General features: G+C 51.6%; 14 protein-coding genes. 6 read left to right on the top strand and 8 right to left on the bottom strand.

Annotated elements, in window-relative coordinates; genetic code table 11:
* Nucleotides 1-200: 200 nt before the first annotated feature.
* A complete protein-coding gene (locus ACX1DY_RS03725) occupies nt 201-725 on the top strand; it encodes a hypothetical protein (protein WP_458962864.1) in 525 nt (174 codons plus the stop codon).
* Nucleotides 726-816: 91 nt separating this feature from the next.
* Here ACX1DY_RS03725 and ACX1DY_RS03720 read toward each other — a convergent pair whose 3' ends face one another.
* Nucleotides 817-1,194 carry a DUF423 domain-containing protein gene (locus ACX1DY_RS03720; protein ID WP_458962863.1) on the bottom strand — a complete coding sequence of 126 codons (378 nt, stop codon included), beginning with the start codon at nt 1,192-1,194 and terminating at the stop codon, nt 817-819.
* 173 nt (nt 1,195-1,367) lie between these two features.
* Between ACX1DY_RS03720 and ACX1DY_RS03715 the strand changes: the two genes are divergently transcribed.
* The 5 genes from ACX1DY_RS03715 to yhbH all read left to right on the top strand — a co-directional run bounded on the left by ACX1DY_RS03715 (nt 1,368) and on the right by yhbH (nt 12,402).
* The gene (locus tag ACX1DY_RS03715; RefSeq protein ID WP_458962862.1) at nt 1,368-1,733 is read left to right on the top strand and encodes a hypothetical protein; all 366 of its coding nucleotides are present in this window, start codon (nt 1,368-1,370) and stop codon (nt 1,731-1,733) included.
* A gap of 215 nt (nt 1,734-1,948) precedes the next feature.
* Nucleotides 1,949-2,602, top strand: a complete 654-nt coding sequence (locus ACX1DY_RS03710) for a class I SAM-dependent methyltransferase (RefSeq protein WP_458962861.1) — start codon at nt 1,949-1,951, stop codon at nt 2,600-2,602.
* 121 nt (nt 2,603-2,723) lie between these two features.
* Entirely contained in the window at nt 2,724-9,446 is a 6,723-nt protein-coding gene (locus tag ACX1DY_RS03705) for a DUF7507 domain-containing protein (RefSeq protein WP_458962860.1), read from the top strand.
* A complete protein-coding gene (locus ACX1DY_RS03700; protein WP_458962859.1) occupies nt 9,443-11,134 on the top strand; it encodes a hypothetical protein in 1,692 nt (563 codons plus the stop codon). Before ACX1DY_RS03705 ends, ACX1DY_RS03700 begins: the two co-directional genes overlap by 4 nt.
* Nucleotides 11,135-11,241: 107 nt before the next feature.
* Nucleotides 11,242-12,402 carry a sporulation protein YhbH gene (gene yhbH / locus ACX1DY_RS03695; RefSeq protein ID WP_458963411.1) on the top strand — a complete coding sequence of 387 codons (1,161 nt, stop codon included), beginning with the start codon at nt 11,242-11,244 and terminating at the stop codon, nt 12,400-12,402.
* Nucleotides 12,403-12,468: 66 nt separating this feature from the next.
* Here yhbH and ACX1DY_RS03690 read toward each other — a convergent pair whose 3' ends face one another.
* The 7 genes from ACX1DY_RS03690 to ACX1DY_RS03660 form a co-directional block, all read right to left on the bottom strand.
* Nucleotides 12,469-13,365: a stalk domain-containing protein gene (locus ACX1DY_RS03690; RefSeq protein ID WP_458962858.1), complete on the bottom strand. Its 897-nt coding sequence runs from the start codon at nt 13,363-13,365 to the stop codon at nt 12,469-12,471.
* A 94-nt stretch (nt 13,366-13,459) separates the two neighbouring features.
* Entirely contained in the window at nt 13,460-14,965 is a 1,506-nt protein-coding gene (gene melA / locus ACX1DY_RS03685) for an alpha-galactosidase (protein WP_458962857.1), read from the bottom strand.
* Nucleotides 14,966-15,073: 108 nt separating this feature from the next.
* Complete coding sequence (locus ACX1DY_RS03680) at nt 15,074-16,015, bottom strand: helix-turn-helix transcriptional regulator (protein WP_458963410.1); 942 nt, start codon at nt 16,013-16,015, stop codon at nt 15,074-15,076.
* Between the two features lie 188 nt (nt 16,016-16,203).
* Nucleotides 16,204-18,267, bottom strand: coding sequence for a methyl-accepting chemotaxis protein (locus ACX1DY_RS03675; RefSeq protein ID WP_458962856.1), 2,064 nt, complete (start codon nt 18,265-18,267; stop codon nt 16,204-16,206).
* A 141-nt stretch (nt 18,268-18,408) separates the two neighbouring features.
* On the bottom strand, nt 18,409-19,257 hold the full coding sequence (locus ACX1DY_RS03670; RefSeq protein ID WP_458962855.1) for a sugar ABC transporter permease: 849 nt from the start codon (nt 19,255-19,257) through the stop codon (nt 18,409-18,411).
* Nucleotides 19,254-20,567, bottom strand: a complete 1,314-nt coding sequence (locus ACX1DY_RS03665; RefSeq protein ID WP_458962854.1) for a carbohydrate ABC transporter permease — start codon at nt 20,565-20,567, stop codon at nt 19,254-19,256. Before ACX1DY_RS03665 ends, ACX1DY_RS03670 begins: the two co-directional genes overlap by 4 nt.
* A gap of 110 nt (nt 20,568-20,677) precedes the next feature.
* Nucleotides 20,678-22,021 carry a sugar ABC transporter substrate-binding protein gene (locus ACX1DY_RS03660; protein WP_458962853.1) on the bottom strand — a complete coding sequence of 448 codons (1,344 nt, stop codon included), beginning with the start codon at nt 22,019-22,021 and terminating at the stop codon, nt 20,678-20,680.
* Nucleotides 22,022-22,563: the final 542 nt, after the last annotated feature.

Below are 22,563 nucleotides of genomic sequence, written 5' to 3'. Positions count from 1 at the left end.
TCCGCTCCCTGCACGATTTATTTGTATGCTTCAGCCCCGGTCAGGGTGTGAAGGATGGGCCTTTTTCCCAAATAAAATGAAGGGCCCAAAGTCCCTTTTTTCAAGCGTTGAGGTATATGCTTATTGGTTAATTAATGGTATAGTTTATATACTTTAATAATTTGTTTTGAATTGTGTCTAACGACAAAGCTGGGGGATCTATGGACAAGAAACTACAACACACGGACGGCAATTATTTATTTAACGTCGACATCTTGATTAATGCCCGTACTAACCCGCTTGCACTGCAATATCTTCTTGAAATGTTGAACAGCAGCGACAAAATTACCGATTTCAACATTAACTCAGGACTTGAGCTCGGAAGAACGATTGACACCCTTCTCCGTTCTGCAAAGCTTGCTCTGAATCATGAGTCGGCTCCTGCAGCTCAAATTCCACTTAAATTGCCAGTGAAGCAGGCGGACAAGCAGACAGAACTGCCTGCACCCAAAAGCCCCCCTACAGGCACCCCAGGAGAATCCCCTGCGGATGTGTACGGAAAAATCAGACAATACATCCAGAACAATCAACTGGTCCGGCTCCGGACGAACCGCCAAGGCAAGCAGGTATCCATGCCCTGCCGGATCCTGAACTTCGATGAAGCGGCCAATTCAATAAGCGTCTACCATGTGGACGAGAAGCACGTGTACACCTTTAAGCTCAATGAAATTGATGAATTTCTGTAAAATGACAGCTAGAATACACAAGCAGACAAGCACCTGCCCAGGACCTTTTTCCTTGGGAGGTGCTTGTTCTTATTTAGCAACATGCCAGTCTTCAATTTTTACGGGAAAAGGCTTCGAAGGCCAGGCAAAGCCAGCCGGCAATAAAGCACACACCGCCAAGGGGGGTGATCGCTCCGAGCACCTTAATACCCGTGATACTCAATACATACAGACTGCCGGAGAACAAAATGATCCCCAGAGCAAGCAGCCGCCCCGCCCAGAGCAGCCGGGAACTCTCGCCCCATTGTCCGGCAACGAGGCCAATAAGAATCAGGCCTAGCGCATGAATCATATGATAGTGCACGCCGGTCTCGTACACCTGAAGATAATCCTCACTAATCACCGGCTTGAGCATATGCGCTCCGAACGCGCCTATCGCCACAGACAGCATGGCCAGCAGGGCTCCCCAGGCTATAAATCTTCGTTGCATGGATATACAGCTCCTTAGTATTGGACTTCCCTTATCTTAACTTATGGGCACCGCTTATTTCCAGCGCAGAGCGCTATGGAACTTTTTGCAAACAAACGCTTGCATTTGCCTCTGTCTTATGGAAAAGTGGATAATGTAAAATTATTCATCCAATCTATTAGGGAGTGCCGCCAATGGAAGAACCAAACAAATATGATCTCAAACATTCGGGACCCGGCATTGCTTCATTCGTGATTGCCCTGGTTACAATTATCGGTTACATTATCACCTTTGTATCCGTAGGCGTTCAGGCTTCTTCAATTCTGAATGAGAACAACCAGTTCGTCTCCGATTCCGCAAAGACGATTATGTACCTTGGATTGTCCGTGCTTATCCTTGCAGCGGTCAACGTAATCGGGGGCGTCATCGGCATTATTGGACTCAGCCTGCGCAGCCGCCGCAAGGTATTCGCAATCATCGGCACTATTATTAATGGTGTCATCCTCCTGCTGTTCATGCTGATGATTGCAACCGTTCTGGTAAATGCAGGCTCCGCATAACGCATAACACTATAACCCCGCGGACATCATTGCTGGTGCAGCACAAGGACCGTTTCCGGTAACATTCGGAAGCGGTCCTTTATATTTTCCTAATATCGCTGCTCTGATTCCCATTTACCTGGCGGATAGGCACCTGCCCGAAGCATAGAGCCCTGGCATTAATACAATGGTGGAGAGTCCATAGTTTACAACATCCCTTGAAGGAGTGGTTCCCTTTGAAAATAGATATCGGCTGCGGGTCAGCCAAAGAGTCAGGATATCTGGGAATTGACCGCACGGACTGCCCTGGAGTGGACATCGTCTGCGATATCAATGAAGGAATTCCGCTGCCGGACAATACTGCCGAATTTGTCATGGCCAGCCGTGTGCTGCCGTATGTAACCGATTTGTTTGCGGTAATGGCGGAGATCCACCGGATCAGCAGCCATAAGGCTGTCGTTTGTATTCTGGCCCCCTATGCCCACAGTTTCCCTCATGCCTCCAATCCTCTGTTCAAACAGAAGTTTGACGAATATACTCCCCGGTACTTCACAAGCTGCTTTTCCCAGCCCTCCTTCGGGCTCTGCTCCCCGGAAATTGCCGATTATCCGGTGCCCGCGCCGCCCTTTGATTTCCGGCTGCTGCGGATGGAGCTGTTCTATCAATATCCTTTTGACGATACGCTGTACGAGGCCGAGGAGCTGGAGGTTCTAAAGACCCTTCAAGCCAATGTGGTTCACGAGATTATGTACCATTTGGCTGTAGTCAAGAGCAAGATCACCCTTGAGGAGCTTGAAGCCATGAGCAGAAGCCGTTACCCCGAGCCCCGGGTAATTCTGGAGCGGAGACATCAGCCGCAGAGCAGACACAATTTCCCCCGGATAAACTAACCATGGTCAAACATTTCCGGCCGAACTGAACATAGGCTAATATAGTACAGAAATCTACACCGTCCCGATGCATAAGGCGGTCTGTTTTTTTACGTGATATACACAGCTTCTGTGCAAGGAGGTGAAAATCATTCCTCTTGTCGTTCGGGCTACGATCAATGCTACCGGAGCCATCACGTTCACAGGCAATACGCTGGGGCTGAGCCGCTCTGACACAGCCGGTGTTCCGGGCACACTGGACAGTATCGGGGGGTTCACGACAGTCAACACAGCATCCGTATACGGGACGTACCCCGCCGGCACCACAAGCCTGTATCAAAGCAACAGCTCTGCGGCCATCCTGACAATTCCCTCAGGAAGCACAGTGCTCTATGCTGAACTGATCTGGGGCGGTTCTTATATCAACGGTTCGGTTAATCTCACTTCGGCGATCAATAATCCTGTAACTTTTATCAATCCTGCGGGAACCAGCTTCAGCATCACACCGGATGCGGCTACCAGCAATACGGTAGACCTCGGAAACGGAGCTTCCGCTTATGTCCGTTCAGCCAACGTAACCAGCATTATTCAGGCAGGCGGAGCAGGGACGTATACGACCGGAGGCGTAGTCGGCACCATTGTCATCAGCGGCGATTCCACCGCCAACCATGCCGGCTGGACGCTCGGGGTAATCTATCAGAATCCGTCTCTACCCTTCCGTAACATGTCGTTGCGGGCAGGTGCTGTGCTGGTGCAGGCCAGCTCTGATCCGGTTGTCACCACGATCACCGGCTTCGCTACTCCGGTATCCGGCGTATTGGGCGGACGTATTCTGTTCAGCGCCCAGGAAGGCGATGCCAACCGTTCAGGAGACCAGGCGCTTTTTGGACCTACCTCTGCCACGCAGGCGGCACTGTCGGGTCCCAACAATTTTTCCACCAATTTTTTCGCTTCACAAATCAATAATGACGCCGGAGCGCTGAACACCACCGGGACCTTTGGAACACGCAACCAGACCAACGGCAGCCCCGGCACCAACATCACTGGCGGACGTCAAGGCTGGGATATCACCAATGTCGATGTTTCAGCAAGGCTTGTGAACAACCAGTCTTCAGCGCTGTTGACTTTAACCACATCGGGCGATGCTTACGTCGTCAATGGAAATGCGCTTCAGATTGATATCAATGCTCCCAAAATTACCTTAACCAAAAACTCCAATGTAACCGGAACAATCGTCGGCGATACCGTGACTTATACGGTAATCACCAGCAATACGGGCACTGCCAGCGCAACCAGCGCCGTCCTGTCAGATGTCTTGCCGTCAGGCTTAACCTTTGTAGCCGGCAGCGTCGTCGTAGCCGGTGTAGTCAAATCTTCATACGATGTAACTGCAGGCATTCCCTTAGGAACTTTAGCTTTTGGCACATCAATGACTGTTACATATCAAGCCAAGGTCACCTCATTGCCCGGTACGCAGATTGTCGCTAATACAGCGGGCGTTGCATTTTCGTTTCAAAGTGTAGCGGGCGGGACCATTGTGACCGGGGTCATCCCCTCCAATACGAAATCTTTGCCTGTCTATTCACCTATTCTCGGGATTGTCAAAAGCGCAAACACCACCAACGCAACCGTCGGCGATCAAATTACCTATACGCTGCAAATTGCCAATACCGGCAACATCGCCGCTGCCACCACGATAACGGATAACATTCCGGGCGGAAGCTCCTATGTTGCCGGCAGCTTTACGGTCAATGGAACTCCGGTAGCCGGCAATCCGGCCACAGGCATAGCTATAGGAACGATTGCCGCAGGAGGAAGCTCTACAGTCCAATTCCGCGTGCTGGTGGGCAGTCTGCCTTCACCGCCTCAGCTCGTCGATCAGGCAACTGCAGCATATACTTTTCTGGTCCCGGATGGCCGTACGATAGCAGGATCTGCCGTCTCGGGCACTCTTACAATTCCTGTGACGCTGCCGAACGTAGCCGTAGTCAAAAGCGCAAGTCTGCCCGACGTTGCCGTAGGCGATACTTTGCTCTATACCTCAGTCATCAGCAATAACGGAATTGCCCCAGTGACGAATGTTATATTGTCCGATCCCATTCCCGCCGGGAGCACCTTTCTGCCAGGAAGCGTCACAGTTGGCGGGTCACCGCGGGCCACTGCCGATCCAGGCACAGGAATCTCTGTAGGGACTATTGCGGCTGAAACCAGTGTAACGGTCATTTTTCAGGTAACTGTGACTTCCGTCCCCTCACCGGCACAGCTCAGCAACCGCTCATCAGCCTCTTACAGTTCAGGAGCCTTTACTGCAATAACACAATCCAATACCACTGCTACACCTGTATATCAACCGGTAATTGGCATTGTGAAGAGTGCAAATACAGCCAGCGCTACTGTAGGAGCAAATGTACTGTACACACTGCAAGTGCAAAATTCGGGAAATCTGGCCGCCACCGTCCTGCTGAGTGACAACATTCCGGCTGGCTCATCTTTTGTGGCTGGGAGCGTAACGGTAAATGGCGTAGTTCGTCCTGCAGATTCTCCATTAAGCGGAATATCGCTGGGGGCTGTGGCTCCCGGAGCAACAGTTCCTGTCACTTTCCTGGCCGCTGTTCAGTCGCTGCCCTCTCCTGCTGTTTTGAACAATCAGGCCAGCAGCAGCTACACTTACCAATTGCCTAGCGGCCGTTCCTTCTCAGGAAGCAGTCTGTCCAATTCGGTCAGCCTTCCGGTATCTGCTCCGGGAATCACAATTCTCAAAAGTGCCAATCTGGCAGACATCGCTGTTGGAGAAAATATTACCTATACAGCAGTGGTCTCGAATCCCAGCGGTGTAGCTGTGGGCAATGTAGTTCTGTCCGATCCCATTCCTGCAGGAGGGGTATTCGTAGCCGGAAGTGTAACCGTGAACGGGTCCACTGTCTCCTCTGCCAATCCGGGCGCAGGTATCGCACTTGGAACCATCGCGCAAGGAGCCACAGTTACTGTTGTTTTCCAAGTGAACGCCGCTTTCTTACCGAGTCCGGCCGTGCTCAATAACAGGGCCAGCGCTTCTTTTTCAGCAGGAGCTTTCAATGGAACAGCTTTGTCGAACACAGTGACTACCCCGATCTTCACACCGGTAATCAGTCTGGTCAAAAGCGCAAATGCCGCACAGGCCTCTGTAGGCAGTTCTTTATCCTACACGATCCTTGTCAGCAACACTGGCAATATCGCCGCCACCTTGAATCTCACTGACACCCTGCCACCACAGGCAGCTTTTGAAACCAACAGTGTGAGCATCGGCGGCACGCCGCTGCCGGGGTACAGCCCTCTAACCGGTATTCCGGTCGGTCCGCTCGCACCTGGCGGCAGTGCTGCCGTTTCTTTTCTTGTCACCGTTACAGGGCTGCCTCCCGTCCAGCAGCTTCTGAATACAGCCGCTGCCGCTTATAGCTACACGTTGCCGGACGGCCGTCAGCTCGGAGGAAATGCTGTATCGAACGTGCTGGCTGTCCCTGTCTCCGCTCCCAATGTCAGCATCGTAAAAAGCGTGAATGCAATCGACGCCGTTCCCGGCGACATTCTTACATTCACCTCCGTGCTCACGAGCAACAGCATTGCTGCTGTCAGCCACGTCATTCTCAGTGATCCTCTGCCTGAGAATGCAGCTTTCATTCCCGGAACCGTAATTGTGGGCGGCATCCCCCAGCCGCTATCAGTTCCGTCTGCCGGCATTCCAATCGGCAATATGGGCCCAGGGGCCTCAGTTGCCGTAACATTCGAGGTGAGAATAACCATGCCGATTCCTTCACAGATTAACAACCAGTCAACTGTCAGCTTTACCTCCGGTGTCTTCTCGGGCTCATCATCTTCCAACATCACAACCACACCGGTAACCCAGCCGCAAATATCCTTGGTGAAAAGCTCTGACAATCTCAACAAATCGGTTGGCGATACTGTTGTCTACATGATTGTAGTCAGCAATACCGGGAACCTGGCTGCGGATGTCATGGTGACGGACAACATCCCGGCAGGCACTGTTTTTGATCCCAACAGTGTACTCGTCGGCGGTTTCCCACACCCGGGAACTGCACCGGATACCGGCATCGAGGTAGGCACCGTCGCTCCCGGGGCCAGCGTAACTGTTAGCTTCACCGTCATTATTGTCTCACTTCCTTCTCCGCAGCAGCTTGTTAACCAAGCTGCCGCTACCTACACCTTCACTCCGCCCGACGGGCGTCTGCTGTCCGGCACGGCAGTATCGAATACTGTAACGATAACGGTCTCTGCACCCAATGTTACCGTAGTGAAGAGCACCCTATCTACAGCGGCGGCTCTAGGGGATACGATTACCTATTCCGTAAGCATCACCAATGCGGGCCTGGAGCCTGTGAACAGCGTGCTGCTCAGTGATCCGACTCCATCCGGAACAACCTTTGTAACTGGCAGTGTAACAGTGAACGATACTTCTTTCCCAAGCGCCAACCCGGCTACCGGGGTATCCATTGGAACGCTGGCAGGCGGTGCTGATGCCACAGTCATCTACAAAGTAAAGGTCACCTCTGCTCCTGCCACCGCTTCAATCAACAATCAGGCTACCATTACGTATACATCCGGCGTTGCCTTTTCAGGCTCAACCTTCTCAAATCCAGTCAGCATTCCTTATCTCCAGCCTGTGATCACAGCGGCCAAAAGCGCCAGTACAGCGAATGCCACTGTCGGCGACACCGTAACGTACACACTGACCGTCCGCAACACCGGCAACTATCCAGCTAGTTTGACGGTAACTGATGACATTCCGGCCGGCACCACATTCGTGGTCAACAGTGTGCTGATTAACGGGCTGCCGCTCCCCCAGGCCGATCCTTCATCCGGTATCGCAGCAGGATCTATTGCTCCGGGGGCAACCGTAGCGGTTGCTTTCTCCGTAGTCATCACCTCGCTGCCTTCACCGCAGCTGCTCGTCAACAAAGGAACCGTGGCTTACAGCTTCACTTTGCCGGACGGGCGGACACTCGGCGGTTCGGTTATTTCCAACACGGTTACGATCCCTGTCTCAAATCCTAATCTCGCGGTCCTCAAATCCACTGAAACAACAGCAACCACTCTGAATGACACAATCATTTATTCTGTAGCTTTGACCAATAACGGTATTTCTGCCGTCAACAACGTTGTATTTACAGATGCGCTGCCTGCTGGCACGGCATTTATTCCCGGTAGCGTGAAGGTGGATGGCATTACACGCCCAAGCGCCTCTCCGGCAACCGGAGTCGCCATAGGCAGCATTGCGACGGGCACTTCAGTAACGGTAGCTTTCAGCGTGACGGTAACCTCGCTTCCTGCAAACGGGCTGCTAAGCAATCAGTCCTCAGCCAGCTTCACCTCAGGCGCACTTTCAAGTGTTGCCTTCTCCAATACAGTAACAACACCGGTCTATCAGCCGGTTGTTAGTGCAGTCAAAAGCTCAAGCTCCGTAAATGCAACAGTCGGAGATACGATTACCTATACTGTGAATGTCAGCAATACCGGCAATTATGCAGCTACAGCAACTTTAACCGATACCATTCCGGCGGGGACTACCCTGATTCCAAACAGTGTGCAGATTAATAGTTTTCCCTCCCCTGGCGCCAATCCCGCTACCGGAATCGCACTTGGCTCCATCCCAGCCGGGGCAAGTCTGACTGTAGTTTTCTCAGTCGTGATCGTTACACTGCCGGTTAGTCAGCAGTTAAGCAACCAAGCTACGATTTCCTACTCGTATGTCCTTCCAGATAACCGTCCTTTTAATCAATCCGTTGTTTCCAATATCAATCAGATCCCCGTATCCTCGCCAAATGTCCAGGTGGTTAAAAGCTCAACGGCAACCGATGCCGTTATCGGGGATACCATCACTTACAGACTTACCGTTTCCAACAACGGCATAGAGGCCATTAATAACGTCGTACTCAGTGACCCTATTCCGGGAGGAGCCTCCTTTGTCGCAGGCAGCGTGGTTGTTGGCAGCACTCCGCTTCCCGCAGCCAATCCAGCTAACGGTATTGCTCTGGGTACAATTGCACCGGGCGATTCGTTGGTTGTCCAATTCAAGATTCTGGTTAATGCGCTGCCTGCTTCGACCACGCTGAGCAACCAGGCTTCTGTAAACTTCACCTCCGGCGCTTTCTCAGGGGTCTCTTACTCCAATACATTCATTACCCCGGTATATCAGCCGTTCATTAACATTGTGAAAAGCGCAAATACTGCCAACGCAACTGTCGGAGATACAGTCACTTACTTCCTGAATGTCACCAACACCGGTAATCTGGCGGCAAATGTCACGATTACAGATCCCATACCAGCAGGTGCTGTGTTTGTTCCGAACAGTATAATCGTGAACGGTTCAGCCCTGCCGGGAGCCGACCCGACAAGCGGAATCAATATTGGCGCGGTCGCTCCAGGAGCAACCGTAACTGTATCCATCAGTCTTCAGGTTACCGTAGCTTCTTTACCTCCAGCACAACAGCTTGTCAATCAGGCTTCTTCCAGCTTTACCTTCACTCCGCCGGACGGCCGTCTGCTCTCAGGCTCCTCGCTTTCGAACGTTCTGGTTATTCCGGTATCCTCTCCAGACGTAACGGCGGTCAAGAGCTCTTCTGCTATTGATGCGGTAGTCGGAGATGTCATAACGTATACCATTGTGGTTACCAATAGCGGAATTGAGTCCGTCAGCAATGTAGTGCTGGTTGACCCTATTCCGGCCGGCAGCCAGTTTGTCGCAGGAAGTGTGACAGTAGATACAGTTGCCCGTCCTGATGCGAACCCGGGCTCAGGCATTGTTATCGGTACGATCGCGGCTGGCGCTTTCTCAACAGTAACCTTCAAGGTAAAGGTAGTTGCGTCATGAGCACAGACCCATATCTCCAGCCTGTAGTCAGCAATCAATCCATTGTCCTGTTCAACTCGGCTGCGGGTACGGATGCAATATCTTATTCCAACACCGTCAATACTCCGGTTGTTGGCCCTGTTCTTTCCTTGTTAAAAAGCGCGGATAAATCAAGCGTCTCCCTGGGGGAGACGCTGATTTACACCCTCGTCACCAGAAATGACGGCAATGCGGCTGCACTGGCTACCCTCACAGATGTCCTTCCAGCCGGAGTAGCCTTTATTTCCAACAGCGTACTGAGAGACGGAGTGCCCCTGCCCGGGGCATCGCCGTCTTTCGGCATTCCGCTGGGAACTATATTTCCCCAGACCGAAGTTCGTATTGTCTTTCAGGTTATCGTCATCTCATTGCCTCCTTCTCTGGAGCTAAGCAACGAGGCCAGAGCAACTTATTCATTTGCCACTCCCGAAGGGAGGGAGGGGCAGGGCGAGATTTCCTCCAACAATGTACGGGTCTCCCTGATCCCATATCAGCTCTCTTTGCTGCTGTCGGCAAGCACGCTTACTACTTTTGTTGGCGATGCTGTAACCTATACGCTCCAGTTGAGGAATGAGGGAACCCGCCATCTCTACGGCATTCTCGCAGACATTCCAGTACCAGACGGAGCCGTCTTTATCCATGGCAGCGTCATCGCTGGCGGCATTTATTTGCCGGACGCAGATCCTGAGCAGGGAATACAGCTTGGAGCCTTGAAAGCAGGTGCGGCTGCCGACATTTCCTTCCGCGTGCGGATTGCATCGCTGCCTTCCACATTGGACCCGGCGCTGGCCACCCATGCACTTGTCACCTATGGAGCCGAAAGCTCTACGGAAACAAGTAAGAGCAATAGTGTCGTAATATCCGTTGTTCAATCAGGCATTTCCGTTAGTCTAAAGGTCGATCTGTACAGTGCAGCTCCAGGCGATAATCTTCGCTATGAGTTCACCATCCGAAACAGCGGGAATTTGGCCGTAACAGCAGTACTCACCGATGTCATTCCAGCAGGCACGCTATTTGTCTGGGACAGCGTTAATGTGAATGGAACCCCCCGGAAGGACATCCGTCCCGGAGAAGGGATTCAGCTCGGTGCTTTAACAGCCGGCTCTACGGCCATAGTGAATGTTCTGGTCGCCATCCCTGCCGCTATAGACATCGCCCAGACCCCAGCCATTCAAAATCAGGGAAACGTGCAATATACATTCACCCTTCCCGACGGACGGAATGTAAGAGAGACTGCGCGCTCCAATACTGCAACCACTCTACTGCTCTCCCCGGTCATTTCTGTTGAAATGACGGGCGAGCCTTCAATCATCGAGCACGGCGACATCGTCAGGTTCAGCATCGTTGTTGCCAACAGCGGAAATTATCCCGCCGACGTAACTATAATTCAGCTCCTTCCGCAAAGATGCACCCTAGAGCCTGACATCATTACGATCAGCACGGTACCTGCACCTGACACTTCATATAGCGGTGCAATGCTCCTTGGGGAAATGCAGCCAGGCCAAACCGTTAAGCTCAGCTACTCCGTCAGGATCAATCCGGCCTTTATGGGCCTTGTCCTCCAGGGTTTCTCAACCGCGTTATATCTCTACACCATCGACGGGCGCAGATACTCCGGCGAGGTCCGTTCGAACAGCTATAAACTCATCATTGAGGAAATCAGTGAATAAGTCAGTTCACATATCCCCCATCCCCATGAATATACTTTAGTTACAACCTGCCGCTTCAGTTGCCGCTTGTGCCTGTACCGATTTATATTCCTTGGGAGGTGGTCATCCTGCCGCAATCATCAGATCATTATGCATTTGTCGTATCCAAAGAAGACTGGTCCCTTCACCGCAAAGGCCATCAGGATCAGGAGCGTCACCAGCAGAAAGTCAGAGACGCCATTAAGGATAATCTGCCCGACCTCGTAACCGAAGAGAACATTATTATGTCTGACGGCAAGCAAATCGTTAAGGTGCCGATCCGCAGTCTGGATGAGTACCGGATTATCTACAACTTCCGTAAGCAAAAGCATGTTGGCCAAGGGGACGGCGACAGCCAGGTCGGAGACGTGCTCGGCCGTGATTCCCAGTCTGCCCAGCCGGGCAAAGGCGACAAAGCCGGCGATCAGCCGGGCCAGGATACAATAGAAGCGGAGGTGGATCTGGAGGATCTGGAGGATATTTTGTTCGAGGATATGGAGCTGCCGCATCTGGTCCCCAGAACACAAGAAGAAATCGAGGTCAAGTCCATCGTCTTCAACGATATCCGCAAGAAAGGCATGATGTCCAACATCGACAAGAAGCGGACCCTGCTTGAGAACCTTCGGCGGAACGCCAGCAACGGCAATCCCGGCATCCACCACATTAGCCCGGACGATCTGCGCTACAAAACCTGGGATGATATCACCGTACCCCATTCCAATGCGGTCATTATTGCGATGATGGACACCTCAGGCTCTATGGGCACTTTTGAAAAATATTGCGCCCGCAGCTTCTTCTTCTGGATGACCCGCTTTCTGCGCCGCCAATACGAGAAGGTGGAGATTGTGTTCCTGGCTCACCATACGGAGGCGAAGGAGGTCAGCGAGCATGATTTCTTCACCCGCGGCGAGAGCGGGGGAACCATCTGCTCCTCCGCCTACCAGAAGGCGCTGGAGATTATCGACAGCCGTTACCCGCCATCCAAATACAACATTTATCCGTTCCATTTCTCCGATGGCGACAATCTTACCTCGGACAATGAGCGCTGTGTGAAGCTGATCGGCGAGCTGCTGAAGCGGAGCAATATGTTCGGCTACGGCGAAGTCAATCAATACAACCGCAGCAGCACCTTAATGTCCGCCTACCGCCACCTAAAGCAGGAGCAGTTCATGCATTATGTGATCAAGGATAAGAAGGAGGTCTATCAGGCGCTGAAGACCTTTTTTGGCAAAAAGCACACCGTTCAGTAAGAAAAGACCTCTACCCGGAAAGGTGGAGGTCTTTTGCTGTCAATATCCTTTTGAACAATATGACAGTTATTCGTCACTTAATAAAAGCTCACCATGCAGCACAGTATCCCCCTTGTTATCCAGATACCATTTGCCATCGGAGGCCTTGACAACCGATTTAAGATAATAAAATAGTTCTATCATTGAACCTTTATCATCCTTGTCACTGACAGTATAAACAAAATAGACTGTGGCCTTATTCGGTCCATATGAGACAACGGTCGCCTGCTTCTTGGCATACTCCAGCTCGTGTTTGAGAAAATTGTATTCCAGCAGCTGCTTGACCTGATCTTTGCTCAGATTCCGATTGGTATAATGTGCTTCAGGAGAGCGATCCACCGCCATCAGCGCCACTGCATCCTCATCGTTCATTGCTTGTATATATTTATCAAGCAATGTATAGATGGCTGCCTTGTCGGCATCCGGAACGGCCGCTCCCTTATTGGCAAGGGAGAGATAATCGGGAGACTCTGCTTCGATCTGGTAGACATCAATATTTTTATGAACGGCATCATAATTCATTCTGATATTGGAGGTAGCATTGAACAAATGATTCATAACCAGTACATTGGCTCCGGAACCCAGTATCATTGGAGCATCTTTACTGTAGGTAAATTCACGGCCGTTAAGAAAGGTCTTCCCCGAATTAAGATCAATCTTGTAGGAAGTATCCCCCGAATCTGCTGTGATCACCTTTTTGGCTGCATCGTAGTTGAACTTGAATCCTAAAGCCAGCACAACACTGCGGAACTCGATGTACACTCTGCCCCCTTGCACGATAGGAGCAGCCTTCGGATGGATTTCCTCACTCTGGACGAAGACACGGATCGGCTTCACGTTTGATGCCGCTGCGGAGGCTGCTGCAGGACCCAAAGACATAACTGTCAGAACGAAGGTCAGAAAGAACACTGCAATCTTATTCATATTTAATTTCTTCATCAAATACCTTATACCCCCATTATAATTAAAATCACCCTTTCTAATTTATCGGCTACTTCCATGTAATTCCTTTGAAGTCCTAATTAGCCTTCTCGCGGTCCTTGCCCTTGTCGGATTCACCGGCGTTCTTATTAGCCGCTTCGCGGTCCAGCATCATCTCGTCCACTGTCTTCACCTTCAGCCGCGCTGCCCCGGCATTACCAGCCTGTGTCGGCACAAGGTTACCGGAAGCAAGACGCGTCTTGGCTTCAGCAATCGCTGCGCCATATTGCGGTAGCCACTGCTCTCCGGCTACTAGCATCTCATCGACCATCTGCCAGATTTCCTTCGGATTGCAGACTGCGCCGACGAGCGGGTCCATCATAAAGGCCTGACGCAGCAGCTTGTCATCACCATGCACCGCAGCCTCAACAGCCAGACGCTGAACCGAGATGCTGACATTGCACACGGCGGCGGGGCCAAGCGGCAGCTCACCAACGAGCGGCATCGAGATGCCGTTATGATCGACATAACCCGGTGCTTCAATGACGGCATCATCCGGCAGGTTGGAGATAACCCCGTTGTTGACTACATTGAAATGCCCTCTGTACAGCCGGCCTGTCTCCAGACCTTCAATAATGTAGGAGCCATGCTCCTCTCCCCGGTTCTCAGATGTATATTCCAGCGCAGGGTCCTTCATCCAATTGGGAAAATCCGTCTCGAACCAGTTGCGGCCCTCCGTGCAGATCCGCAAGTAGCCGCCTGTTTCGCCATTGATCCAGCATCCCAGGTCAATCCAGTCCATAATCTCGCTGCTGCGCTTGCGGTACCACGGCACATACTCGCTGAGATGGCCGTTCGACTCAGTGCTGTAATAGCCGAAACGGCGCAGCATATCAATCCGCACCTTTTCTGTCCGGCTGAATTCCGGGTGCTTCTCGAAGGCTTCAAGCAGGCCGGCCGTCAGATCCTTGCCGTTATGCTTCGCGGAAATATACCAGGTCTGGTGATTGATCCCGGCACAAATAATATCCACCTTGGATTTCTCCAGCCCGTAGACCTCGGCAATCTGCTGATGCCCATGTTGTACCCCGTGGCATAAGCCAATCGTCCGCACTCCGCCGTACTTGTTGCAGGCCCAGGTCAGCATCGCCATCGGATTCGAGTAATTGAGCAGCAGGACATCCGGCGCAGCTACCTCGCGGATATCCCGGCAAATCTCCATCATCTCCGCAATCCCGCGCTGCCCGTACATGATGCCGCCAGCGCATAAGGTATCACCTACACACTGGTCCACACCATACTTCAGCGGAATGTCCACATCGGTCGCAAACGCCTCCAGCCCGCCCATACGAATAGTACAAAATACGTACTTGGCATCCTTAAGTGCTGCTCTGCGGTCCGTTGTCGGCTGAATCTCAATCTTCAGGCCATTCTCTTTGATATCACGCTGGCACAGCTCGGTGACCATCTGCAGGTTATGGGAATTAATATCCATGAACGAGACTTCGATTTCCTTGAATTCCGGTACAGTCAAGAGATCGCGCAGCAAACCCCTGGTAAATCCAATACTGCCCGCCCCGATAAAAGCTACTTTAAAAGACATTGTCCTCAGCCTCCCAATGAATGAATTGTTCCTGTCCATTGTAGCAAGGAGGCTGAAGTAAGCGTAGCCAATATCATGACCAATTCAGCGGCAAGCTGTCAACAATCCTCACCTTTCTTCAGGTTCCGGCTGATTATCTGTCCAAGAAAAGCGCTCCAGCGAATTCCGGTACTCCACCGGAGTGCAGCGGGCATACTTCTTGAACAGGAGGTGAAAATACTGCCGGCTGCTGATGCCGACATAATCGGCGATTTCCGCCACGGGAATCTCGCTTTGTCCAAGCAGCATCCGGGCCTTCTCCATCCGCAGCATATTCAAATAATCGGTCAGCGTCCGCCCGGTATGCGCCCGGAAGATCCGGTGCAGATAGCCGGGGTGGAGGTTCACCTCGGCAGCAACCTCCTTGACCTGAATGCCGCGGTCATAGTTCTGGTGCAGGAACTCAATCGCCCGCCGCACATAGAGCTGAGACGGCTGCTGGCTTGCCTGCAGTTGTTCGCGCCGCAGCCTGGAAAGGCGCAGCAGCAGCTCGGAGAACAGCAGCGGGATCATCATTCCGCCATGTCCGCCACCTTGTCCGTCTCCGTCTATGCCATGCCGGTCCAGCTCCAGCACCAGCGACTTCAGCACATGAAACACCTCTTCCGAGTCCGATAACACCAGACTGGAGAAGGGTTCCCGCAGCAGCGCTTCAAGGTCCGCTTCCTCGCTAGCGAGTCTGCCGATGGAGGGGGCCGCGCCCGTGTATGCCGTGAAGCCGAATTCGACATTCAGCATCCGGCAGGATGCCCCCTCCTCCACAATCAGCCGGTGCGGAACATTGGCATCAAGCATAATCAGTTCTCCCCGCTTCAGGCGGAAGCGCTCCTCCGCATCCGCACCCTGCCGTACATCGACCACACAGCTCCCTGAGATCAGGTACATAATCTCCGTTGAGTTGTGCTGATGGTAGGCCATCGTATATTGATTCCACTGCTTATAATAGTAAGCAAAAAAATGCGGACCATACTCTCCGTCCAGCAAAGCCTGCTGAAACAGGCTTCCGTTCATTTCCGGCAAGGAAGTCCCCTCCTCTCTGTCAGCAAGATATTCATGTTCATTTTGTATACGACAAGTGTATCCCTTGAACCTTTCCGGAACAAGCAGCGGCCATAGAAACGAAGAAGCAGCCACGCCAAAAAACCCCCGCCCTGTCGTAGATGCACGGCAGTACAGGGGCAAGTTTACCTATATTTCACCTATGTTTCCCCATGAAAAGAAACCATCGACTGCTTCAGCTCCTCGGCCAGCGCCTCCAGCTTGCCGGACAAGGCCACCAGTTCCTCGCTCACAATGAACTGCTGCGAGGACATCGAGGCCACTTCCTGCGTGGAAGCGCTCGTCTGCTGCACAACTGCCTGGACACTGGACATGGATTCCCCGAGAAGCTGCTGGCACTCCGTCAGCTCCGTAATGGAAGCCAGCGACTGCTTCAGATAGCCGATGAAATGCTCCATTTCCGCCCGGACGTTCTCAAATATAATAGAAGATTCCCGGACAGAGGAAATCTGTTCACGGAACAGCGGAGCTGTCTCGCCTACGGCCTGAACCGTTTTTTCGATATGGCTGCTGATCTCTTCCGTAATCCGCGATACCGAGGCAATGGACTCATTGGACTCATTCGCCAGCCCGCGGATTTCGTCGGCGATAACAATAAAACCTCTCCCGGCAGCCCCGGCTCTGACCGCTTCTATCGAAGCATTAAGGGCCAGAATATTCGTCTGCTTATTGACGGCGATCATCGGCGCGAGAATGCTGCGGATCAGTTGGGTGCTTTCTCTGAGCCTTACCGAATTCTCCTGGATCAAATCCATCATCTTCACCGTGGATTCGCTCTGGGCAACCAGTGTCTTCATCATTTCAGCCCCCTGGTCGCTGACGGCAATCACCTGTTCTGCCGAGGTGTTCATCACTGTATTGATCTCCGCCACTTCGCCAATCTGGAGGCTCATCATTTCTACGCTGCGGTTGCTGCTCTCGGCCTCTGCCGCCAGGCTGGCCGCTCCCCCGGCAATCTCGCCGGTTGCCGCCGCCACTTCTCTGGCATGGGCAGAAATCGTGCCGGACGCGCTTACCAATTGCGCCGAAGTGACCAGAACCTCTGACGCCGAGCGGCTGCTCTGGCCGGCCAGCCGGGAAATCTGCTCCATCATTTTGTTGAAGCTGTGGCCGAGCCGTCCAATCTCATCCTGCCCCTTGAAATTCGTACGCACTTGAAGGTTGCCCTGCTCGCCTTCTTCCATTAGCCGAACGAGCTTGCCGAGCGGACGGCCGATCAGACGCACCAGAATGTAGCCGATCAAGAGAGCAATCACAACCGCCGCCAGCACCACCAGCAATGTAATGTACAGCAGCCTGTCCGCAGATTTGGTGAAATCGCTGACCGGAGCATACCCCATCAGGGTCCATTTCGCCGTAGCAAGTGGCTGATAGACTACAAGCTGCGGCGTCCCCTGCTCGTTCCCGGCGGTAAAGGACAGCTTCCGCTCTGCTGCGGACTTTTCTTCTGCAGGCTTTATGTACGAAGCTTCTCCGAGATGGGCATTGTCTGGGCCATATACAATACTTCCCGCCGGATCGAGGATACGGATTTCACCGGATTGCCCGATATGCAGATTGGACAGGACATCTGTGAGCGCCTTGCCTCTGATCTCAATCAGCATATAATACTCCGCTTCGGGATGCTCGATATTCCGCAGCAGCCGGCCCATCGTCAGTGAGGATTGGTTATACACATCGAAGAAGCCTTTGGCCCGCACCGGAAACCAGACGGGCTTTCCCTTGGCTGCATCAATCTGCTTCACTCTCGCGAGGATTCCCTCATCGCTGCGGACGGCGCTGATGCCTGTCGATTTGTATGACTCGGCATCCACCAGGCTACGCGAGACCAGCCGGATGCCGAGCAGGCGCTCATCGGAGCCCTTGACCGAGTCGAGTTTGCGCCGAATCCGGTCTTCAGCTTCCACCTTTGCTACTGTCCCGGTTCCTGGACCGTTTACCGTTTCCATGTCCGCTTTTAATGCAGAATCTACAGCGAACTGCCTTGAGAGTGCTTCATATTCTGCAAAGAGGAAATCCAGCTTGTCCGCCGCCTGTACAATCGACTGGGAAGACGCCGCCGCAACCTTATCTGTGATAATTCCTTTGGCGACAGAATACGAGGTCAGGCCCAGGACGGAGGACAGCAGTACGGTGGTACAGAATAAAATGACGAACAATTTGACGCCTACCGATCTAAAGCTTATATGTAGCGGCCGTTTCATTGCACTCTCTCCTCACCTAAGCTGAAACGGCTTAGCCGTCCTTTAAAGAGACGATACCGTTTCAGCCAGAAATAGAAAGGTACAGCCCTTAGTAGACCACATAAAGGCTGTACCCTGTTTTTCATTGATGCAGGAACGGAATTATCCTTTGCTGGCGCCCGCGGTTAAGCCATCAACGAGCAGCCGCTGCAGGAAGCCAAACAGAATCATAATCGGCACAGAAATCAGTACGGCCCCCGCTGAGAACAGCGTGAAATTGGAGTTCTGCATCGTATTGACCATATCCCACATCCCTACAGCGACCGTCCAATTCTCCTTCGTCCGCAGAATCAGCTTGGCAAAGATGAAATCCACCCAAGGGCCGACAAATTGGGTCAGTGCCATATAGGTGATCATCGGACGGGAGAGCGGAAGAATAATCCGGGCAAAAATCCCGAAATTGCTTGCCCCGTCAATACGCGCCGCTTCATCCAGTGAACGCGGAATTGTATCGAGAAACCCTTTAGCAATCAGCGTACCGCCGAGCGGCGCTCCTGCCGCATAGACGATAATCAGCGCCAGATGCGTATCCAGCAGGTGGAACTCTTTTAGCAGCAGATAGATTGCGATCATGCTCATAAACCCCGGGAACATCCCGAGAATGAGCAGGGTCGACATCGTTGTTTTCCGGCTTTTGAAGCGGAATCTGGATAAGGCATAGCTGGTCAGCAGCGTCAGCACTACCCCGATCAGCATGGAGAACACTGCAATCTTGAGCGTATTTCCATACCATGTTCCGAACATATAGATTGGCGAAGTAAACAGCTCTTTGTAGTGGGCGAGAGTGAAATGCTCAGGGATGAGCGTTTTGCTGTACAAGGATTTACCCGGCCGGAAGGATGCCAAAAATATCCAGAGTGCCGGATAGATCGCAGCAATCGCCAGAGCAACCAGAACGATATAACTGAGACTTAAGCGAATAAAGTTCGCAAACTTGCGTCCGATCATCATTGAATCATGTCCTCCTCTTGGAATGATTTGGTCCGGCGGTAATTGTACAGGGAGAACCCGGCTACAATGATGAAGAGAATGATACCTATCGCGGAAGCCATATTATTTTTGTTCTGATCCAGCGTCAGCTTGTATAGCCACGTTACCAGCAAGTCCGTTGAGCCGGCGTACTGATAATTCCCGTTGACCGGATTACCTCCCGTCAGCAGGTAGATCGCATTAAAGTTGTTGATATTGCCGGCAAATTGCATAATCAGCGTAGGCGCAGTGGAGAAAAGTATCATCGGCAGCGTAATAATCCGGAACTTCTGATAATTGGTAGCCCCATCCACTTCGGCCGCCTCGTACATATCACGCGGGATTGTAGTCAGCACACCCATAATCAGCAGCATGGAGACAGGAATCCCTACCCACATATTAACGACAATAACCGTTACCTTGGCCCAGAACGGATCGGTCAGCCACGGCAGACCGCCCAGTCCGAAGTAGCCCAGATACTGGTTGATCGGACCAAACTGGCCGTTGAACAGATTGCGCATCATCAGCAGGGAAATCATCTGCGGAATGGCATACGGCACAATCAGAATCAGTCTCCACAGACCCTTGAAGCGGATGCCTTTCTGGTTGATCAGTAGAGCAACGAGCATCCCGCCAAAGTAAGTCGTTACGGTCGACAGAACCGCCCAGATAATCGTCCAGGTCAGTACCCCGTAGAAGGTATGGCTCCAGGATTTCAGGACAAGCAGGTTGCGGAAGGTTTCAAAACCGACCCAATCTACCAGCTTCGCCGGCGGTATATGATCCGGTGCGGCGTAGTTTGTAAAAGCCAGCATGATCATAAAAATAATCGGCATGATAGTAAAGAACAGAATGCCCAGCCCCGGCAGAAGCAAAAAGCTCTGGGCAAATTTGTAATCCAAAACGTAGCGCACAGATTGTTTGAATGTATTCGATGGACGACCGGATTCGCGTTCTTCTCCGGTCTTATAAGCATCCCTAATATTCATATACCAGGCAATCAGGAATAACACGAAGAACAGCAGGGTAATCAAGCTTTCAATCAAAATAACGATGGAATGGTCCCCGGGAACCATTTTGGCGATTCCCTTTACCTTTTCCAAATGGCTTGGAGTGTCCCCGAGTGTAGTAACGCCCCAAAAAGCCCTTCCCAAATTAGCAATGAAATAGACCAAAGCCATTGCCTCTACGGCAATAAAAATAAGTCCCTTGATGAATTGGCGGTTATATATTTGTCCCAATCCCATGAAAATAGTCGACAGTATTGCGGCTCTATTGCGGTGTCGCTGCATTTCCCTTCCGTTCTCCTCTCCGCGTGGAATTCAGGCAACCGCCCGCCGCTAGAGGCGGCGGGCGAGTTGACTCCACTGTGTGCTAGTGGTTTGCTGTTTGAAGATGGCTGTTATTTAGCAGTTGCACCGTTATTGAGGTCTTTGATCTGCTGTACAGCTTTGTCCATAGCCGCTTTAGGATCAGCATTGTTATCCCAAATTTCCGGAAGCGCCGCATTTACAGGGCTCCATACGTTGCCCATTTCAGGAATGGACGGCATTGGCTGGGAGTTCTTGGCCTGCTCTGCAAAAGCGGAGATATACGGATCGCCTGTAATCTGCGGGTCCTTCAGCGCTTCATTGTTGGTAGGAATCGAGCCGATCAATTTATTGAGCAGAAGCTGCGCTTCTTTGGTCGAAGCAAAGTGAGCATACAGTTTAGCTGCATTCGGATATTGCGAGTAGGCATTTACACCGAAAATTTTGATACCTGAGAAAGTGATAGCGGTTTTGCCGTCGATCGTAGGAACCGGAGCAACACCCAGTTTGTCGCCGAGCGCTTCTTTATAGGCTGCAAGCTCCCAAGGACCGGTCATATCCATAGCAACATCGCCGGAGCTGAACAAGCTGCGTTTAATGTCGGCGCTGATATCTCCACTCTTGATTGGCAGTGCTTCCTTCAATTTGACGTAAGTTTTCAGACCTTCAATGGCACCTTCGTTGTTCAGGCCAATGTCGTCTTTGTCAGTGCCGTCTTTGCCGAACAGGTAACCGCCCGTAGTGGCAATGAAGGGATAACCAAAGTACATGTTGCCGACTTCCCACATAATTCCGTATTTGTTCTTGGCTTTGTCCGTGAACGTTTTGCTGAAGGCAAGAACGTCATCGAAGGTTTTTGGAGCTTCTTTAACCAAGGATTTGTTGTAATAGAGCGCATAGGTTTCTGCCGCTCTTGGGTAGCCATACAGTTCGCCGCCGAAGGAGGATCCCACAATGGAAGCTGCTGTGTTGTCAGCTTTGGTCTGTTCAGCGAAGATATCATTTGGCAGCAGCAAGCTCGCACTTACAGCTTTACCGAGATTGTCATGCGGAATCAGGACTACGTCCGCTGCCAGGCCGGAAGGACCATCCTGAGTCAGCTTGCCCACCTGATCCGGCGGTGCAACCTCTTCGATTTTCACTGGAACATTATATTTGGCTGTGAATTGCTTCGCGATTTCTTCAGCAAAAGGTCTTTCCTCTTTACTCTCCCATACGAGCAGGGAAGCGCCATCTTCCGGTTTGATTTCAGCGGCTGCTGTAGCATTACCCGCTGGTGCGTTTGTTGCTGCCGAGTTATCTGTGGCTGCCGCATTATCCTTTGGCGCGTTTGTTGCCGCAGTATTTCCTCCGTTGTTGTTGCCGGAGCTGCACGCCGTAATGGATGCTACCATGGAGAACGCTGCGGTGAGAACCATGAGCTTTTTTAAATTCATTGCATAAACCCCTCCTAATTATTGTATCTCGCTTTGTTGCTGCGGCTGTTCCAGCAGTTGCGCAAACGATTTCAGCAGAGTCAAAAAAAATGTATGTTTTTCTGAATGACCCTTCCTGTATACGCTTCAACAAGTTCTGGAAAGCGCTTCATTACTAAATTCATAATACAACAGTAAAACGGATTGTAAAAACGTTTGCACATAGTGTATTCGCTAAAAATCCGTTATTTTTCCGAATTATTAACCCAATATCTCCCTATTTCGCAGGAAAACTCTTACTTTCTTTGATTTACAGCGATTTATCTCCATATTTCCATTTATTAGTATTTTTTATTTCATAAAAGATTGATTTTCATAACATTTCACTGTTTTCTTTCAAGAGAAAACCGGTTTTCCGTCATACGACATTTTGTGCAATTGTTTGAACTAAAGTATTGAACGCCAAATTATTCCGTGCTATAATCCAAAACATTATAAGCGGCCTGCCTGCTTCATTAACAAACAACTAAAAGGCAATGTTACTTCAAAAAAAGGTACAACCT

The organism is Paenibacillus sp. BAC0078 (genome assembly GCF_054483875.1).
The sequence above is the reverse complement of the archived record's forward strand: the minus strand, read 5'-3'. Positions and strand labels throughout refer to the sequence as shown.

What these genes read in the sequence shown, in the direction of transcription:
- ACX1DY_RS03670 (WP_458962855.1), bottom strand. Translation starts at nt 19,257, where the DNA reads ATGATGATCGGACGCAAGTTTGCGAACTTTATTCGCTTAAGTCTCAGT.
- ACX1DY_RS03680 (WP_458963410.1), bottom strand. Translation starts at nt 16,015, where the DNA reads ATGAACGGAAGCCTGTTTCAGCAGGCTTTGCTGGACGGAGAGTATGGT.
- ACX1DY_RS03665 (WP_458962854.1), bottom strand. Translation starts at nt 20,567, where the DNA reads ATGCAGCGACACCGCAATAGAGCCGCAATACTGTCGACTATTTTCATG.
- ACX1DY_RS03675 (WP_458962856.1), bottom strand. Translation starts at nt 18,267, where the DNA reads ATGAAACGGCCGCTACATATAAGCTTTAGATCGGTAGGCGTCAAATTG.
- ACX1DY_RS03725 (WP_458962864.1), top strand. Translation starts at nt 201, where the DNA reads ATGGACAAGAAACTACAACACACGGACGGCAATTATTTATTTAACGTC.
- ACX1DY_RS03715 (WP_458962862.1), top strand. Translation starts at nt 1,368, where the DNA reads ATGGAAGAACCAAACAAATATGATCTCAAACATTCGGGACCCGGCATT.
- ACX1DY_RS03690 (WP_458962858.1), bottom strand. Translation starts at nt 13,365, where the DNA reads ATGAATAAGATTGCAGTGTTCTTTCTGACCTTCGTTCTGACAGTTATG.
- ACX1DY_RS03700 (WP_458962859.1), top strand. Translation starts at nt 9,443, where the DNA reads ATGAGCACAGACCCATATCTCCAGCCTGTAGTCAGCAATCAATCCATT.
- ACX1DY_RS03660 (WP_458962853.1), bottom strand. Translation starts at nt 22,021, where the DNA reads ATGAATTTAAAAAAGCTCATGGTTCTCACCGCAGCGTTCTCCATGGTA.
- ACX1DY_RS03720 (WP_458962863.1), bottom strand. Translation starts at nt 1,194, where the DNA reads ATGCAACGAAGATTTATAGCCTGGGGAGCCCTGCTGGCCATGCTGTCT.
- melA (WP_458962857.1), bottom strand. Translation starts at nt 14,965, where the DNA reads ATGTCTTTTAAAGTAGCTTTTATCGGGGCGGGCAGTATTGGATTTACC.